Origin of the sequence: Methanofastidiosum sp. (assembly GCA_020854815.1) — an archaeon.
GTDB lineage: Archaea > Methanobacteriota_B > Thermococci > Methanofastidiosales > Methanofastidiosaceae > Methanofastidiosum.
Map to the genome: position 1 here is coordinate 1 of JAHKLW010000012.1, position 14,925 is coordinate 14,925.

Genomic DNA, 14,925 nt, shown 5'->3' on the forward strand with positions numbered 1-14,925 from the left:
GTCATTTTTATTGGAAGAAAAAGTAAAAACAGTATATGCAACAGGTGGCAAAAGAATTCATCCTTTTGAAGACTTTGCAACAATTTTGATGACCTTTGGAAACACATGTACAGGCTTAATCGATACAAACTGGCACACACCTCACAAAGTGAGAAGTCTTACGGTAGTTGCAGATAAAGGCATAGCTGAAGTGGATTACATAGAGCAGAAACTTGTTTTATATGACAAAGAGTGGGAGAAGGATGCAAAGATCGAAAAAAAGGAGACTTTGGCGATAGAACTTGATTGTTTTATCAATTACTTAAAAAAGAATACAGAGCCTCCTGTTTCAGGGGAAGAAGGACTTCAAGCACTTCAAGTTGCAATCTCGGCAATAGATTCATATATGGACAATAAAATAATTAAAATTTAGTTTATCCTTTTCCAACCCCTCTGTACAAGAACCCCTTTTTTATACTTTCTTCCTTATCGAAGATATTTCTTCCATCAATAATAATTGGGGTATTCATTAATCCCTTTATTTTATCTAGATCAAGATTCTTGTATTCCGAGTGAGCAGTGACAAATATTAGTGCATCAGAGTCTTTTATTGTAGAGTAAAAGTCTTTTTTTATCTCCAAATTTTCATAACTCTTCACAAATGGGTCATGAACGATAACAACTGCGCCCTTTTCCTTAAGCGTATTAATTACTCCCAAGGACGGAGTATTTCTTGTATCATCAGAATTCTCTAGGTAGGCAAATCCACAGACTGTAATCTTTTTATCTTTAACATCCATATCTTTTTCTTTTAAGGCATCTATCAAAAGACCAGCAGTGTGCAATGGCATCTTCTTATTTAGATTTCTTGCAAGTATCATTAGTTCTGGAGTTAGTATACCTTTAACACCATAAGAGAGTAATAGCGAGTCTTTTGGAAGGCAGTGGCCACCAACACCCGCTCCCGGTAAATGCATATTCCTGTACGGTGCTTTATTTACTAATTCTCTTACTTCGTAGACGTTTATTCCAAGTTTTTCACAGATCAATGCAACTTCATTAGCAAAAGCTATCTCAACATCTCTATATGCATTTTCCACTGTTTTTACAACTTCAGCTGTAATGCAGTCTGTTGGATAAAGTTCTCCTTTGACAATATGGGCATAAAGTTCAAGCATTCTCTCCCTTGTTTCTTCGTTTATACCTCCACACACTCTGGGCAAATTTTCAATGTTATATAGAAGTTTTCCAGGCATTACTCTCTCAGGGCAGTTACCAAGCAGAAAATCCACACCTGCCTTCATCTTGGACGTATTTTCTAGAATTGGTTTTACTAAAGTATCCATAGTCGTGGGGGCTATAGTTGATTCAACAATGACTAATGAATTTTTTGACATGTTCTCGGCTACACTCTTTAGGGCAGATTTCAATGAATCATATTTTGGTTCCCATTTGTCGGAATCAAAAGGAGTTTCAACACAGATTAATATGGCATCAGCAGTTTTACATGGAGAATAGTCTGTAGTTGCAACAAGCTTTTTATTTTTTACAACTTTTTCTATAAGCTGAGCTAGATTTGGCTCATCGCCTTCTATGGGGCATAACCCCTTGTTAATAAGATCTACTTTTTCTTTTGTCCTGTTGATCCCAACTACATTAAAACCTTTATCAGCAAACATAGCGGCAACAGGAATTCCAACATATCCTGTTCCTACAATGACAATATTTCTAAACATAGTATCTACGAATGACAGATATATGAATCCTAAATAAATCTTTTGCACATAATACTTTGTGATTCAACTGATTGAAAAAAATATTTAAATTAGTTTTTGATTTTTTTTATTGTTTATCAATAATATTGATAATAAACTTTTAATGTTATTCATTATGACAAGATTATTTAACCAATAAAATACTATATTAAATCTCAATTATTAATTTTAATTACCGAAAACTTTATATAGTAAGAGTAACTAAATACTAATAACTAAAGATTAATCGTTCAATATATGTAATCGATGGTGATAAATGTGGGTTGGAGAAAACAATTTGAATTGAGAAACGAGAGAATTGACTATATTAGAAACCTTCTCAAAGAAAGAACTAAATCAGGTAAAGATTACTTTATCCAAGAACTTGTAAATGAAACAAGGATACCCAGAAGTACTGTAGAGAGGTATCTTTATGAGTACCTTGAAAAGGAAATTGAAATCTATTATGAAGGGCCACTAAAAAAGATTAAATATGTGGGCAAGGAAAAACAAACTTAAAGATTTTCTCTTCTTAGAAGGAATCCATCTTCTCCGTTTTCATAATAGTGTTTTAGTCTGTTAGTAATCTTAAATCCAAGTTTTGTGTACATTGATATCGCTGCAGTATTGCTGGCCCTAACTTCAAGTTTCAATCGATTTATGCCTTTTCTTTTGTAGACGTCCATTAATTTTTTCATAAGGAATGTACCTACGCCTTTTCTTTTGAAATCATCTCTTATGGCTATTACAAGGATATGGCCCTCTTTTTTTTGAACTATTCCAATGGCAAACCCAACAACAACAGCGTTATTTTCTATGACAAGAAATGTGTCTCTGTAAGATTCATATAGAAAGTTTATTATTTCAGGTGGATAGGGGTAATCAAAGCTTTGATATTCTAGATCTAATACAGCATATATATCATCTGGTACTACAGTCCTAACGATCATTTTCTTCCCCTATGACATTAGAGAATTCTTGACCTTTTTCAAAAGAAGCTCTATAACCAGTAGGTGTTTTTTCTAAATCCTGAAATCTAAAAAATCTCCATCTTCTGACAAATCTCACAGCAAAATATGGATCGGCACCAAAGGTATTACAGAATACTTTTAGCTTCTCAACATCTTCCTCTTTGAAATAGCATCTATTTTCTGCCCTTATTTTTACTTCTATCCCAAGATATTTCTTCCCATTACCTGCAATAATATCAGGATGTGGGTACAATTGCCCTCTGCCAGAACCCGGCATTCTAAGGGCTGCATACCCATTTTCCCAAAGTTTTTTTACTAAAGACACTTCTGAGTTTCTTCCTCTATTATATGACATCAAATAACACCTACAATAGAGTCAATTTTAGCCTATCGGGCCTTGGCTCATATACGTCTCCCTTCTGTTTTAACTCATCTATAATTTTACGGGTAAATGAATCGCTAATGTTTTCCGCCCTCGCTTCTTCATAGACTTCGCTTATAAGAGCACCTTCATTATTACTCTTCCTATCTAAATTAGAAATAATTTCCATTATTACTGTAATTTTATCTCTCTGGGATTTTGGTCTACCTGTCATAATCATATCTATGTCTATTTCTCCAGTTTCTGGGTCTTTGCCGATCTCCTCAATTGATTTCATATAAAGCTGGATAATATCTTCAACATCTTCAACCATAACTTTATCCGATAGTCTCATCCTTGCTCTAGCTTCAGATAATCTTATCAAGGATTCAAGCTGCCTTGCTGTAATGGGGATGGGTGTGTTTTTTTCTTCGCCCTTTTTTCTAATACTAACATAAAAATCCAAAAGCCTGTTTTTTGCTTCTTCTGTCAAAGATATCTCTCGAATAGTCTTTTTTGAATAAATAGCATATTTCCTTATATCCTCTGTGTCTAATGGGGGTATTATTGAATTATCTTTTTCATTTGAATGAAGTTTTAGAATATGCTCCGCAATTTTTTTATCGTCACTTTCCTTTGGTTTATCTGTCAATATAAAAATTAAATCAAATCTTGAAAGAAGAGTTGGAAGAAGATCTATTTGTTCTCCAAGCGGCTTGTAGCTATCAAACCTTCCTCTCTTTGGATTTGCAGCTGCAAGTATAGATGCTCTTGCATTTAAAGTGGCGATAATACCTGCTTTAGCAATTGAAATAGTTTGCTGTTCCATAGCTTCATGAATTGAAGAACGGTCTTCATTAGACATTTTATCAATTTCATCTATACAGGCAATACCGTTGTCTGCAATAACAAGAGCCCCAGCTTCAAGTGCAAAGCTCCCAGAACTTTCATCCCTTATTACGGCGGCTGTAAGTCCGGCTGCAGAAGTTCCTTTTCCACTTGTGTAAATGGACCTTGGTGCAACAAGATTGATATATTTAAGAATCTGTGATTTGGCAACTCCAGGATCACCAACAAGAAGTATATGTGAATCTCCTCTTATTCTCGTTTTATCGGGAAGCACTCTTGCTTCACTTGAGAACATTTGTAAAGCAACAGCATACTTCACATGCTGATTACCATAAATTGAAGGTGCAATAGAATTTGTTATATTTTCACAAATTTTTGGATCAGAAGCTAGTTCTAGTATCTTTTCTTCATCTTCTTCTGATAACTCTAAGTCTTGAATGTCCTTTTCCTTTATCTCAATGCTGTTTACTTCTATGGATTTGCTAAAAGTAGTTCTTTTACCGCCGCCTTTTGCCCAATTTTCCTGAACTGTTTTTAATATGCCCACTACATTTACTACATTTCCGGCCTGAGCGTTATCAACTATATCGTCTTTAATTATGCAATCCATAATCCAAGGGAGTCTGCCTCCTTTTAATTTTTCAGGTTTCTCTTGGATCTTTATATTTTGCCAATCAACAAATTTCGAATATGCCTTGACTAGTTTGAAAGGACCATTTCTCCCACAAGAAGGATTCGAACACGTTATCGGTGTTTTAAAAACTGGCGAATCTTGCATAACAGTAATATACTCTCCACACCTTTCACAGCCGAAAACAGCCTCAACTACTTCTGGCTTTACTTCTGTCGTTCTCCTTACTACGCCCTCAACTTGGATTAATTTATTAATATGTACAGCTCTAATGTTTCTAATATCAATCTTCTCAGTTGATGGTAAATTGAGAAATCTGGCTGTGAGTCTTTTTTCAGTTTCGGCACCATAAACATCCTTTAAAGCTTCACTTGGACCAGCTAAGATTTGTTCAGGCTCTTTCAAAAGTTGTTCAGAGAGATCAAAGTCAAAATCTATAATATCATCAAAATTAATATAGAGTGAGCTCTTTCCTTCAATCTTCATTTTATCTATTAGCTTTTTGTATTTTGGCTCACTTACATCAGGGTAGGCCTCGTAAAACTCCTTAAATCTGTCAACAACCTCTTCATAGCCAAGCTTCATATTTTTCTCCCTTTATTATGCTCTCATTGAATTTTATCCACTTTGATATCTCATCACCAATCAATGAACTGAAAACTAACTCCGACTCGTGAACTTCAATTTTTTTATTTTCAATTAACAGAGCTTTTAAAATTTTTTCTGCCCTTAGTCTGAGAAAATTTCTCAATGCAGTTGCACTGTCACTGTATGCCTTTTTGTCCATTTCTGAAAGAATACTTTTTTCTTTGAGATATTTCTGAGATATCCTTGCAAAGTTAAAAAAGTTTTCACTCAATTCTAAAATTTTTTCTGAGGACGCCTCTTCCTTTAACATTTTCCTATAATCTACAGAGTTTAGAGGAATTATATCTACCAATCCTTCATTTATCAGAACTTCAACTTCCAGGAAATGAAGCTCATAATCCCTACCTTCTTCGTAACTCTTATTAGACAGGCTAAAAGTTTTATTTGCTTTAAAAGGGATAAGATTTTGTTCTGACATATTCTCTTAAGTTCATGAGAGTAAGGTTTTATAAAAGCTTTTATCTTAATGTAGAATAAGTAATACGATAAAAATATATACTCAGATTTAGACATCGTGTTCAGTTATAATTTTTTTGGAGGGATTGATTGCAAAAAAAGATCGAAGAGATAAGGAAATCCCAAGGTAAACTCCTTGTTAAAAATGTCAAATATTCATGGGACAATATCCCTTATTACAAACAAAAAATGCAAGAAAAAGGCGTAAAACCTGAAGATATCAAAGGATTGGACGACATCTCAAAACTTCCATTCATATCAAAAGAGGATCTAAGACATAATTATCCTTATGGATTGATAGCTACACCACTTGATAAAGTTGTTAGATTCCATTCCTCTTCTGGTACGACAGGTGTTCCAACAGTGGTGCCATACACTAAAAGAGACATTGAAGTGTGGGCTGAGTTAAACAAGAGGTGCCTTGAAACAGTTGGTGCAAATCACCATGATATTGTTCAGGTGAGTTATGGCTATGGTCTATTTACAGGGGGGCTTGGACTTCATTATGGTGCTGAAAGACTGGGCGCCGCAGTTATTCCTACTAGCAGTGGAAATACAATGAGACAGATTAAGATACTAAAGGACATGAAGACAACTACTCTAGCATGTACCCCATCTTATGCATTGATGATTTCAGAAGTTATCAAAAGCAATGACTTGAAACTCGATGAACTTTATTTAGCTAGAGGAGTGTTTGGCGCTGAGCCTTGGTCTGAGAATATGAGAAAAAGAATAGAGAAAGGGCTCGGACTTGAAGCCTTTGATATATATGGGCTTACTGAGTTGTGTGGGCCTGGTGTCGGTATTGAATGTTCCGAACATAACGGACTCCATACATGGTCTGACCATTTTATAGTTGAAACAATTGATAATGAAGGAAACAAAACAGATGTAGATGGTGAGGGAAAGGGTGAACTAGTGTTTACAACTCTTCAAAGAGAAGCAATGCCAGTTTTGAGATACAGAACAAAAGATTTGTCTTGGACAACTTGGGAAGAATGTGCATGTGGACTTTTACATCCAAGAATTGGAAGAATTACTGGAAGAAGCGACGATATGTTAATTGTCAGAGGAGTAAATGTTTTCCCGAGCCAGATAGAAGAAGTCTTAATGGAATTAAAAGGCGTTGGAGATCATTATCAAATCATTGTTGACAGAGATATTTTGGACAAGCTTATGATAAAAGTTGAAGTCACAAATGAGATCTTTTCAGACAGTATATCCGAACTCATAATGCTTGAAAAAGAAATTAAGCGAAAGCTCTTTGAAATGTTAAGTCTGGGCGTTGATGTAGAACTTGTAGAACCTGGTCAAATACCAAGGCCTGAAGGGAAAGCAAAAAGAATAATCGATTTAAGAAAGGATATGTAGGTGTTGGAATGGTAGAGCAGATAAGTGTTTTTATTGACAATAGACATGGGAGGCTTGCTGAGCTCTGTAATATTATTGGAAAAAATGGTGTGGATATACGAGCTTTACAATTAGTTGAAGCAGGAGAATTTGGTCTTGTAAGAATGATAACCGATAATAATGAAAAAGCAACCATGCTCCTCAAAGATGCTGGAATGTCTTTTAGAACGGGAGAAGTTTTAGGTGTTCTCATGGAGGATAAACCTGGTGTTATGGGCTTAATAGCTTCCCTATTAAGCGACGCTTCAATTAACATTGAGTACGCTTACGCATTTATAACAAAAATAGAAAAAAAGGCCATATTGATATTAAAAGTAAGTGATCTGAAGAAGTCAATAGAGGTTTTAAAATCAAATGGAATAAATATACTTGAAAATATTTAGGTGCACATATGACGATAGAAATCAATGAAAGTATAAAGATCGCTGCGAGTCTTATTGAAATAGCAGCAATCACAGCGCCTAAGGGCAAAGGCGTTGACGATATAAGAACAAAAACAATCTACAAAGGGAGTAAAGAGCACAAAGAATTAGTTGAAAAAATGAAAGTATATGGGGATAAAAAAGGGCTAAAATTCTTTCTTAGAGATTCAAAAAATACTTTAGAATCTGATGCAATAGTCCTTATCAGCGTAAGTGCAAAACCACCTTTGGGATTAAATTGTGGAATGTGCGGTTACGATTGCAACACAATTCCAGAAAAGAAAAAAATAAATGATTATACAGCTCCAGTATGCGCCTTTGCCTTAGTAGATCTTGGTATAGCACTCGGTAGCGCATCAAAGACGGCTCAAATGCTAAATCTTGATAACAGGATAATGTACTCAATCGGGGCAACAGCGATGGAAATGTGTCTAATTGATGGCGATGTAGTCATGGGAATACCCCTCTCTGTTTCAAGCAAGAGCATTTACTTTGATAGATAATTTATTTAATAAATTTTTTTATTAATAAAGGAAGGCCAACTTTCATAATTTCATCAATTGCAGGACAACTTCCACCAGTTTCTACTTTTTCAATCAGGAAATCATCTATTTGTGACAATAAAACTCCAGCTCCAAAAGCGGCAAGAAGGACCGGCACAGGGTGTTTTTCTATAACCCCCAGCATATCATCTTCAGATCCAATTCTGAGTTTTATTTCTTTTAACAACTTCTCAATGTCTTCTTTTTGTATCCTTTCTTCCATAAGTGTAACCTCCATATCCAAGTATAGCCCCTACAATGACTAATATTATCCCGACAATCAAGAAGGCCATCATATAGCTTCCAAGAACATTCTTTAAGAAGAATATTAGTGAAATAAAAAGAGCCACTATCCCTGAAAAGGCCAGTATTGAAGAACCAACTGTCAGAAAAACAATCTTTGATAGTCTAGTCACAGGCTCTTTTATTGCCTCTTCTATGGCATCCGAAGCCCCTTGCTTGATATATACTCCAATGTACTTTACCAGTAATTCAATGAGTTTGTTTAGGGGCACTGTTTCTATCATTGTCTCACTTACTTTCTCAATAGTTTGCCCATTATGTATCCAAAGCCGAAAGCTGCGAACACGCTCAGCACCGGGTTTTTTCTGATGAATATTTCTGTTTCCTGAAGGGCCTTTTCAGATTCTTTAACTACATAATCGAGTTCATCATGATGTTTTTCTTCAAAATCTTTTAGTTTTATGCCTGCTTCATCTCCCAATTCTCTGATTCTGGATTTACTTTCATTGAGCTTATATTTTCCTTCTTCTAAAAGTTTCTTTCCTTCGTCGACCATCTTTTTTCCCACTTCAATTTCTTTTTCAATTTCTTCTTGGATATCAGCAATTTTAACTTCTTTCAAACAATCACCAAACTTATAGTGTTTTCAATATTTATAAAATTATTCTATACTTTAATTATTTTTAATTTTTGTAATAATTAATCAGTTCATTGGTATAATTGACATCAAGTATTACAACCGGATATTTTCGTCATTAGCAATTCCTTTTAGAGCAATAAATAGTGAAACTAATGCAAGTCCAGAATAAATAGCCATATACTTGCCTATTTCTAACAAATCTACAGAAGGATTAGAGGCTATTTTAATCAAAGGTATAATGGGAGAATAGCTCAGTATCTCTTTTAATAAAGAATTCTCAACAGGTATAGGAACAAACATAATGAGAGTCACAATCATCATGAAGAGAGTTAGGAAGAGGTTTGACTCTGTTATATTTGAAGATATATTTGAAAAAACTATGGATATGGAAAATAGCAGAAGCATGATTATTGAAAGAAATATTAAAACCAATGGTATATTGAAAATTGAGATACCTCTGGCACTTAAAACTATAGTCCATATTATTATCTGGACAATTGAAATTGCAAAAGTTGGTAGTATCTTGCCAAGAATAATCTCTATCCTTTTTAATGGAGATGCAAGTAATATTTCAAAAGTTTTTCTTTCTTTTTCCCCAACTATCGAATCAGATAATATATTCATTGAAAGAAATATAGGCAAAAGCAGGATAAGAGGTATCAGAAGAGTCTGCATTATTTCCACAAAGAACAGATCTGCCAGATTATAGATGTAATCCTTGGGGTATATATTAATTGATAGAGGATTTAATATTTCACCTGAGATCTCATCTTTCATCTTTGCTTTTAGATATGCTCTTTTCAGAGGGTCTGATATATCTTGAAAGCTAGTCGGATTTTTGAGTAATATCTTAATTGAATCTTTTTCAGCCCATATAACACCATCAATGTTTTGGGGGAGTGCACCACTGAACTCAGGATTTCTCAAAGTAACACTATTAATCGACTCCTCGTTTAAGTATCCAGAGAATCCTTCTAATTCAGAATAAACAAGAAAAGTGCCTTGGCTATTAGGATCATCAACATAAGTCTGGATGTAAGCATAAGACGTTCCTATTAACACTATTCCAATTACTATGAACAGTTGGAGTAAAAAAGCAAGTATGTATACCTTCTCCCTCAAAATATCTTTAAACTCTTTTATTGCAAGATAAATGACTTCTTTTCTCATAGTGCCCCCTTTAACACCGTGATATTGTATACAAAGTGTATTAGTATTCCTGCTAAAAATGCTGGTATCATATACTTTCTCTCTGCAATACCTATCCCGATAACGCCAGTTGATACAATATGTATGCCTCCAGAAAGAAATGTTCTCATAACAAAAACTCTAAGCGCATAATCTGGAAATATATTTAGTGCAAAAACTGTGAATATAATATTTTCAAGCAAGGTAAATCCAAAGCCAGAGGTCATACCAGCTAACATTCCTTCGTGCCATTTCAATGGAAAATATTTTTTCGCTGAGAAAACACCCATACTTTTTGATACTTCTTCTATAGTTGCCCACAGAAACAGTATGACAAATATAGATTCCGTGAAGTAAAGAATGATAATACCGAAGAATATCTCTAATACTATGGATATAAAAATAGCGATAAACCCAAAAATAAGAGCTATGAGGTATGGGCTGTATATTCTATTCTTTAATCTAAGTTTACCTGCAAATTCAAAGATAAGGTCAGATATACTCGGCCTAGGGCCAAAATAAAATTCATCTTTTCTGTAAAGGACTGTGGATAAATATATGAGCGCAATGGAAAAACTTAGGGAGGGCAATATAGAAATTGCAGCTTCTTTCAAAGAATATGTTCCATTTTCAATTGCTATCACAAGAGATAAGGGAGATATAGCTGCTGCCTCTTTTAGTCCGGCGACATAGAGAGTGGATGTTCCAAATAATAAGAAAAATAGAAGAATAAATGTCACAGTTACAATGAGGGCTGAATCCTTGTAATTTTTTGAATAAACTCCAATCAGTCCTGTTATGCTAAGGAGTAATATGGCCGTTATTGTTAGTGGCAATATGATTAATGGATTAGCTATTCTTCCAAAATAATAGAGGGTTATAACCCAGAATAAAAGCTGAAATAAAATAATTGCCAGTATAGAAATAAACTTTGAATAAAATATTTTTTCTCTTTTCATAGGAAGCGCCAAAAGCATTTCTCCCGTTCTTCTTTCTTTTTCAGATATAAGTAAGTCAATTAGCATGCCACCACTTAGGAATAGAGGCAATAGCAAAACTAGAAGGACGATGTAGCCCCCTCTCTCATCTTCAAATGATTTTCTTGTTCTTTCTATCTGCTCCTGGAAATTAGCCGGTCTATCTGGTATATTTGTTATGTCTTCAGAAGGCTCTTGCACGTTGTTTGGAATATTTTGGCTTCCAGAAACTTGGGTATTATCTGATGTTGATTGAGAAACAAGTTCGATATCTGGAGATGTGATTGGCAGATCTCTAATTCTAGCTTCTATTGCACCGTCCCTGAATCCGAGTAGTATGCTATTTAGTTCTGAATAGGCAGAAACACTCTTGGGGTTTTGATTGTTGAGATACACTTCAACAGTTGAGGATCTATAACTTCTTATTCTGTTCTCGAAATCATTTCCTATAACTAAAAAGGCTGAAATCCTTCCATTATTTAATAATTCAAATCCTTCTTTTTCTCCCAACCACAGAATATCAAATCTTTTATTTTCTGAAATAATATCGGTCAAAGAATTTTTTTCAGAAGATATCCCTATAGGGAGATACCCTTTACCCCCCACAGATAGATTGAAGAATCCTCCTTCTTCTAGGGCCTTAACATAGCTACCAAAAAGGGGAATTATAAGTAGTATTACAATAAGTTGTAGGACAAAGGCTATTTTGAATTTTCTATTTTTAAATAGCCTTCCAAGTTCCCATTTTATCATCTGTTCAATCATTTTTACTACCAACTAACTCAATAAAAACCTCTTCAAGAGAAGGCGTTAAATCTTCAAAATAAATGACTTCCTCACGGAGAATATAGTTTAGATCTTCATAGTCTTGGGCTTTTATGATGAGATAATTTTCTCCCTTTTCCTCTACTTTTAGATTTTTATCGAGAGAGATCCTATCCATAATCTCCTTTTTCATGTTTTTTAGGCCAATCTTAAAGGTTTTTTCCTTGATGTATATTTTTTTGAGATTATCAATTGTATCGTAAGCTTTTATTTCCCCTTTGTCAATGATTGCTATTTTATCACATAATTGCTCTGCTTCATACATATAATGAGTACATAAAATAATTGTCTTGTCTTTCTTCAATGTTTTAATAAAATCTCTTATTCTTTTTGAGGTGAGTGGATCTAATCCCATCGTAGGCTCATCAAAAACAATTATCGTGGGGTCATGAATTAATGCTCTCGAAATTGCGAGTCTTTGTCTCATACCTTTAGAGAATGAAGATACAGTCCAATCCTTTCTATCCGATAGACCAACTAGTTTTAGTAACTCATCGATCCTCTGATTAATCTTTTCCCTTGGTACCCCATATAATAATCCAAAGTATTCCAAAAGCTCTCCTGCTTTGGGTCTTTCATACAGATTAGGCTCTTCAGGTAGATAACCTATTATCTTTTTTATATCTGTAGAATGCTTTTGGAGATCCTTCCCATCAATTAGTATCTGACCCTTTGATGGCTTTAAAATGCCGCAGAGAAGTCGGATTAAAGTAGTTTTTCCTGCACCATTTGGGCCAACTATCCCAATGGTGGTTCCGTTCTCTATTCTAATACTGGCACTATCCAAAGCCTTGTGATCTCCAAAGAATTTGGAAACATCAAGAAACTCTATCATTAAGAAAGAATAGGGAGCTGTTTCTATTTAAACGTCTTTGTTTTCAATTAAGGAATTCTCAATATTTTATTTATAGTTTATTTTTTAAATGATTACTTCTTAATTCAATAGAGGATTATGAAGGGATTAATTCAGGTATATACCGGTAATGGAAAGGGTAAGAGCACTGCAGCGTTTGGACTGGCCTTAAGAGCTTCTGGTCGAGGACTAAAGTCTATGATCATACAATTCATGAAACAAGGCAATATATATGGGGAGCATTTTGCCATAGAAAAAATAGAGAATATTGAAATAATATCCTTTGGGAAACCAAAATTTGTAAACTTTAAAAATCCAAATAAAGAGGATATCGATCTTGCAACTGAAGCTTTTGAGTTTTCTAAAAAAATAATTAATAGCGGAAAATACGATATTGTTGTCCTTGATGAGATAAACATTGCCTTACATTTTAAATTATTAAATTTGGACATAGCAATTGATTTGCTCAAAAATAAACCTGAAAATGTTGAAGTCGTACTTACTGGAAGATCGGCCCCTAAAGAGATAATTGAACTTGCCGACTTAGTTTCAGAGATAGTTGAAATAAAGCATCCATACACGAAAGGCATTAGTGCAAGAGAAGGCATTGAGTATTAGTGGCTTAGAAAAATATAGGATTAGTTATTGGGCAATCAAAACCTTTTAAATTCAAAGCCTTTATTAATTTCATGGATTTGTTCATTGTTCTTAAGATAGTCATAGGTGGTGCTGTCCTTTTTCACGCTTCTTATCTTGACATTAAAAAGAGAGAAATTGAAGAGTGGCACTGGGTTGCCCTCGCAATAATAGGATTTGTCCATGCGATTTATGTGTCCTTATCCTTCCAATCATTTATGCCTTTATTATTCACAGCAGGCGTATTTTTACTAATGTTTGGCATAGCTTTGCTTTTATTTTACTTGGGATTATTTGGGGGAGGAGATGGAAAAATACTAATGGGCCTTGGTGCACTTCTACCGTCTCTTCCTGGAAAAGAATATGCTTTTGGACTTTTTCCGATATCAGTATTTGATAATGCCCTAATATTAAGCATTTTCCTCCCTATTGTGATTTTAAGCTATAATCTATCTAGGAAGGATTCCCCAAAGGGATATGATTCAGGAACAGTCAAAAAAATACTTGCCATGATGGTTGGCTATAGGCTTAATACAGAAAGACTCTCAGACAAGTATTACCCTTTAGAAGAATTTAAAGAAGGAAAAAGAACAATTAGACTTTTCATTGGAGACCTTGACTTCGACGTTAAAAAGTACAAAGAAGATCTTGATGAAAAAGGAATAGGTACTCTTTGGGTCACACCGGGCCTTCCATTTGTCGTACCCATAACATTTGGATATTTTATAGCCGTATTTTTTGGAGATGTTATGCTTAAGATAGTTATGAGCTTTATTTGAGACAACAGAAATGCTTTTATACATCGACTTTTTTTATTAATAGTCTATGAAAAAGATCTTTAGTATTAAAATAGGCGGTTACCTAATTTCAGTTTTGGTAATATTGTTAATAGGGATTTCCTATTTCTTGCTTGGGGACAGATCTTTTTACATGGTGAGGGGATCAATTATAGCATTTTTAGTTGCTGCAGTGATTCTTGAGTATATGTCATATAGAATTAGAAATGTAATTGATTATTTTAGAAACCCTCTAACAATAGTAATGGGTGTGGCGGACGCTTTAAAGCCTGAAAGCCTGCCCTCCAAAGAGAGAGAACAATTGTTGTTCCTGAAAAAAACTCTTGATAATATGGAAAGAATGTATAATGAAATCACATGAGGCATCAAAATGGTAAAAGTATTAATAGCCGAAGATTATTTGGAGCTCTTGGATTTTTATAAAATCTCACTTGGTTTCGAACTTCTTCTAGCTAAGGACGGGGATGAAGCTCTCGAGATGTACATTGAACATAAACCCGACATTGTTTTAATGGATTTAAAACTACCAAAAAAAGATGGAATGGAGGTAACAAAAGAAATATTAAGCATTGACCCAGATGCAAGAATAGTTGCAATTACAGCATATGGTTACCTTGGTCCCAAAGCTCTTGAAGCTGGGGCAAAAGACGTAATAAGAAAACCATTTAAGATCTCTGAGCTAAACGATCTAATTAACAAATATGCTAAGAAGTAGAAATAGTAATAACTCTTAAATATATTAA

Annotated in this window: 20 protein-coding genes; 9 read left to right on the forward strand and 11 right to left on the reverse strand. The window is 34.4% G+C overall.

The features are described from left to right. On the forward strand, positions 1-412 hold a 412-nt coding region (locus KO464_01195), incomplete at its 5' end, for a gfo/Idh/MocA family oxidoreductase (protein ID MCC7571987.1). A 1-nt stretch (position 413) separates the two neighbouring features. Here the strand turns inward: KO464_01195 and KO464_01200 are convergent. Continuing rightward, on the reverse strand, positions 414-1,715 hold the full coding sequence (locus KO464_01200; protein MCC7571988.1) for a nucleotide sugar dehydrogenase: 1,302 nt from the start codon (positions 1,713-1,715) through the stop codon (positions 414-416). A gap of 297 nt (positions 1,716-2,012) precedes the next feature. On the opposite strand from KO464_01200, the gene KO464_01205 reads away from it, so the two are divergent. Further along, the gene (locus KO464_01205; protein ID MCC7571989.1) at positions 2,013-2,252 is read left to right on the forward strand and encodes a hypothetical protein; all 240 of its coding nucleotides are present in this window, start codon (positions 2,013-2,015) and stop codon (positions 2,250-2,252) included. Here the strand turns inward: KO464_01205 and rimI are convergent. From rimI to KO464_01225, 4 genes are read right to left on the reverse strand one after another with little or no spacing between them, the layout of a single operon-like run. After that, positions 2,249-2,683: a ribosomal protein S18-alanine N-acetyltransferase gene (gene rimI, locus KO464_01210; GenBank protein ID MCC7571990.1), complete on the reverse strand. Its 435-nt coding sequence runs from the start codon at positions 2,681-2,683 to the stop codon at positions 2,249-2,251. The two genes, KO464_01205 and rimI, sit on opposite strands and share 4 nt — an antisense overlap. Next, positions 2,673-3,059, reverse strand: coding sequence for a Holliday junction resolvase (locus KO464_01215; protein ID MCC7571991.1), 387 nt, complete (start codon positions 3,057-3,059; stop codon positions 2,673-2,675). Before KO464_01215 ends, rimI begins: the two co-directional genes overlap by 11 nt. A gap of 10 nt (positions 3,060-3,069) precedes the next feature. Then, the gene (locus KO464_01220) at positions 3,070-5,130 is read right to left on the reverse strand and encodes a minichromosome maintenance protein MCM (GenBank protein ID MCC7571992.1); all 2,061 of its coding nucleotides are present in this window, start codon (positions 5,128-5,130) and stop codon (positions 3,070-3,072) included. Continuing rightward, positions 5,114-5,611 (reverse strand): hypothetical protein, encoded by a 498-nt coding sequence (locus tag KO464_01225; GenBank protein MCC7571993.1) that lies wholly within the window; start codon positions 5,609-5,611, stop codon positions 5,114-5,116. The genes KO464_01220 and KO464_01225 overlap by 17 nt, the downstream gene beginning before the upstream one ends. A gap of 128 nt (positions 5,612-5,739) precedes the next feature. Here KO464_01225 and KO464_01230 point away from each other — a divergent pair, with 128 nt between their 5' ends. From KO464_01230 to KO464_01240, 3 genes are read left to right on the forward strand one after another with little or no spacing between them, the layout of a single operon-like run. Beyond that, positions 5,740-7,020, forward strand: coding sequence for a phenylacetate--CoA ligase (locus KO464_01230; protein ID MCC7571994.1), 1,281 nt, complete (start codon positions 5,740-5,742; stop codon positions 7,018-7,020). Between the two features lie 8 nt (positions 7,021-7,028). Next, on the forward strand, positions 7,029-7,442 hold the full coding sequence (locus KO464_01235) for a hypothetical protein (protein ID MCC7571995.1): 414 nt from the start codon (positions 7,029-7,031) through the stop codon (positions 7,440-7,442). A gap of 8 nt (positions 7,443-7,450) precedes the next feature. Next, the gene (locus KO464_01240) at positions 7,451-7,984 is read left to right on the forward strand and encodes a hypothetical protein (GenBank protein MCC7571996.1); all 534 of its coding nucleotides are present in this window, start codon (positions 7,451-7,453) and stop codon (positions 7,982-7,984) included. A 1-nt stretch (position 7,985) separates the two neighbouring features. Here the strand turns inward: KO464_01240 and KO464_01245 are convergent, their stop codons facing one another. The 6 genes from KO464_01245 to KO464_01270 form a co-directional block, all read right to left on the reverse strand. Continuing rightward, positions 7,986-8,246 carry a hypothetical protein gene (locus KO464_01245; protein ID MCC7571997.1) on the reverse strand — a complete coding sequence of 87 codons (261 nt, stop codon included), beginning with the start codon at positions 8,244-8,246 and terminating at the stop codon, positions 7,986-7,988. Next, the gene (locus tag KO464_01250) at positions 8,215-8,550 is read right to left on the reverse strand and encodes a phage holin family protein (GenBank protein MCC7571998.1); all 336 of its coding nucleotides are present in this window, start codon (positions 8,548-8,550) and stop codon (positions 8,215-8,217) included. Before KO464_01250 ends, KO464_01245 begins: the two co-directional genes overlap by 32 nt. A gap of 8 nt (positions 8,551-8,558) precedes the next feature. Further along, positions 8,559-8,888 carry a hypothetical protein gene (locus KO464_01255; GenBank protein ID MCC7571999.1) on the reverse strand — a complete coding sequence of 110 codons (330 nt, stop codon included), beginning with the start codon at positions 8,886-8,888 and terminating at the stop codon, positions 8,559-8,561. A gap of 111 nt (positions 8,889-8,999) precedes the next feature. Beyond that, positions 9,000-10,076, reverse strand: a complete 1,077-nt coding sequence (locus KO464_01260; GenBank protein MCC7572000.1) for an ABC transporter permease — start codon at positions 10,074-10,076, stop codon at positions 9,000-9,002. Continuing rightward, positions 10,073-11,836: an ABC transporter permease gene (locus tag KO464_01265; protein MCC7572001.1), complete on the reverse strand. Its 1,764-nt coding sequence runs from the start codon at positions 11,834-11,836 to the stop codon at positions 10,073-10,075. Before KO464_01265 ends, KO464_01260 begins: the two co-directional genes overlap by 4 nt. Beyond that, complete coding sequence (locus KO464_01270; GenBank protein ID MCC7572002.1) at positions 11,829-12,731, reverse strand: ABC transporter ATP-binding protein; 903 nt, start codon at positions 12,729-12,731, stop codon at positions 11,829-11,831. The genes KO464_01265 and KO464_01270 overlap by 8 nt, the downstream gene beginning before the upstream one ends. A gap of 117 nt (positions 12,732-12,848) precedes the next feature. Here KO464_01270 and cobO point away from each other — a divergent pair, with 117 nt between their 5' ends. The 4 genes from cobO (at position 12,849) to KO464_01290 (ending at position 14,897) form a co-directional block, all read left to right on the forward strand. Then, positions 12,849-13,367, forward strand: a complete 519-nt coding sequence (gene cobO, locus KO464_01275; GenBank protein MCC7572003.1) for a cob(I)yrinic acid a,c-diamide adenosyltransferase — start codon at positions 12,849-12,851, stop codon at positions 13,365-13,367. Positions 13,368-13,438: 71 nt separating this feature from the next. Further along, positions 13,439-14,164 carry a prepilin peptidase gene (locus KO464_01280; GenBank protein MCC7572004.1) on the forward strand — a complete coding sequence of 242 codons (726 nt, stop codon included), beginning with the start codon at positions 13,439-13,441 and terminating at the stop codon, positions 14,162-14,164. A gap of 46 nt (positions 14,165-14,210) precedes the next feature. Beyond that, complete coding sequence (locus KO464_01285; protein ID MCC7572005.1) at positions 14,211-14,543, forward strand: hypothetical protein; 333 nt, start codon at positions 14,211-14,213, stop codon at positions 14,541-14,543. A gap of 9 nt (positions 14,544-14,552) precedes the next feature. Then, positions 14,553-14,897: a response regulator gene (locus tag KO464_01290; GenBank protein MCC7572006.1), complete on the forward strand. Its 345-nt coding sequence runs from the start codon at positions 14,553-14,555 to the stop codon at positions 14,895-14,897. Positions 14,898-14,925: the final 28 nt, after the last annotated feature.

Coding starts and splice junctions, on each gene's coding strand:
- KO464_01200 (MCC7571988.1), bottom strand. CDS start 1,715: ATGTTTAGAAATATTGTCATTGTAGGAACAGGATATGTTGGAATTCCT.
- rimI (MCC7571990.1), bottom strand. CDS start 2,683: ATGATCGTTAGGACTGTAGTACCAGATGATATATATGCTGTATTAGAT.
- KO464_01215 (MCC7571991.1), bottom strand. CDS start 3,059: ATGTCATATAATAGAGGAAGAAACTCAGAAGTGTCTTTAGTAAAAAAA.
- KO464_01220 (MCC7571992.1), bottom strand. CDS start 5,130: ATGAAGCTTGGCTATGAAGAGGTTGTTGACAGATTTAAGGAGTTTTAC.
- KO464_01225 (MCC7571993.1), bottom strand. CDS start 5,611: ATGTCAGAACAAAATCTTATCCCTTTTAAAGCAAATAAAACTTTTAGC.
- KO464_01235 (MCC7571995.1), top strand. CDS start 7,029: ATGGTAGAGCAGATAAGTGTTTTTATTGACAATAGACATGGGAGGCTT.
- KO464_01240 (MCC7571996.1), top strand. CDS start 7,451: ATGACGATAGAAATCAATGAAAGTATAAAGATCGCTGCGAGTCTTATT.
- KO464_01245 (MCC7571997.1), bottom strand. CDS start 8,246: ATGGAAGAAAGGATACAAAAAGAAGACATTGAGAAGTTGTTAAAAGAA.
- KO464_01250 (MCC7571998.1), bottom strand. CDS start 8,550: ATGATAGAAACAGTGCCCCTAAACAAACTCATTGAATTACTGGTAAAG.
- KO464_01260 (MCC7572000.1), bottom strand. CDS start 10,076: ATGAGAAAAGAAGTCATTTATCTTGCAATAAAAGAGTTTAAAGATATT.
- KO464_01265 (MCC7572001.1), bottom strand. CDS start 11,836: ATGATTGAACAGATGATAAAATGGGAACTTGGAAGGCTATTTAAAAAT.
- KO464_01270 (MCC7572002.1), bottom strand. CDS start 12,731: ATGATAGAGTTTCTTGATGTTTCCAAATTCTTTGGAGATCACAAGGCT.
- cobO (MCC7572003.1), top strand. CDS start 12,849: ATGAAGGGATTAATTCAGGTATATACCGGTAATGGAAAGGGTAAGAGC.
- KO464_01280 (MCC7572004.1), top strand. CDS start 13,439: ATGGATTTGTTCATTGTTCTTAAGATAGTCATAGGTGGTGCTGTCCTT.
- KO464_01285 (MCC7572005.1), top strand. CDS start 14,211: ATGAAAAAGATCTTTAGTATTAAAATAGGCGGTTACCTAATTTCAGTT.
- KO464_01290 (MCC7572006.1), top strand. CDS start 14,553: ATGGTAAAAGTATTAATAGCCGAAGATTATTTGGAGCTCTTGGATTTT.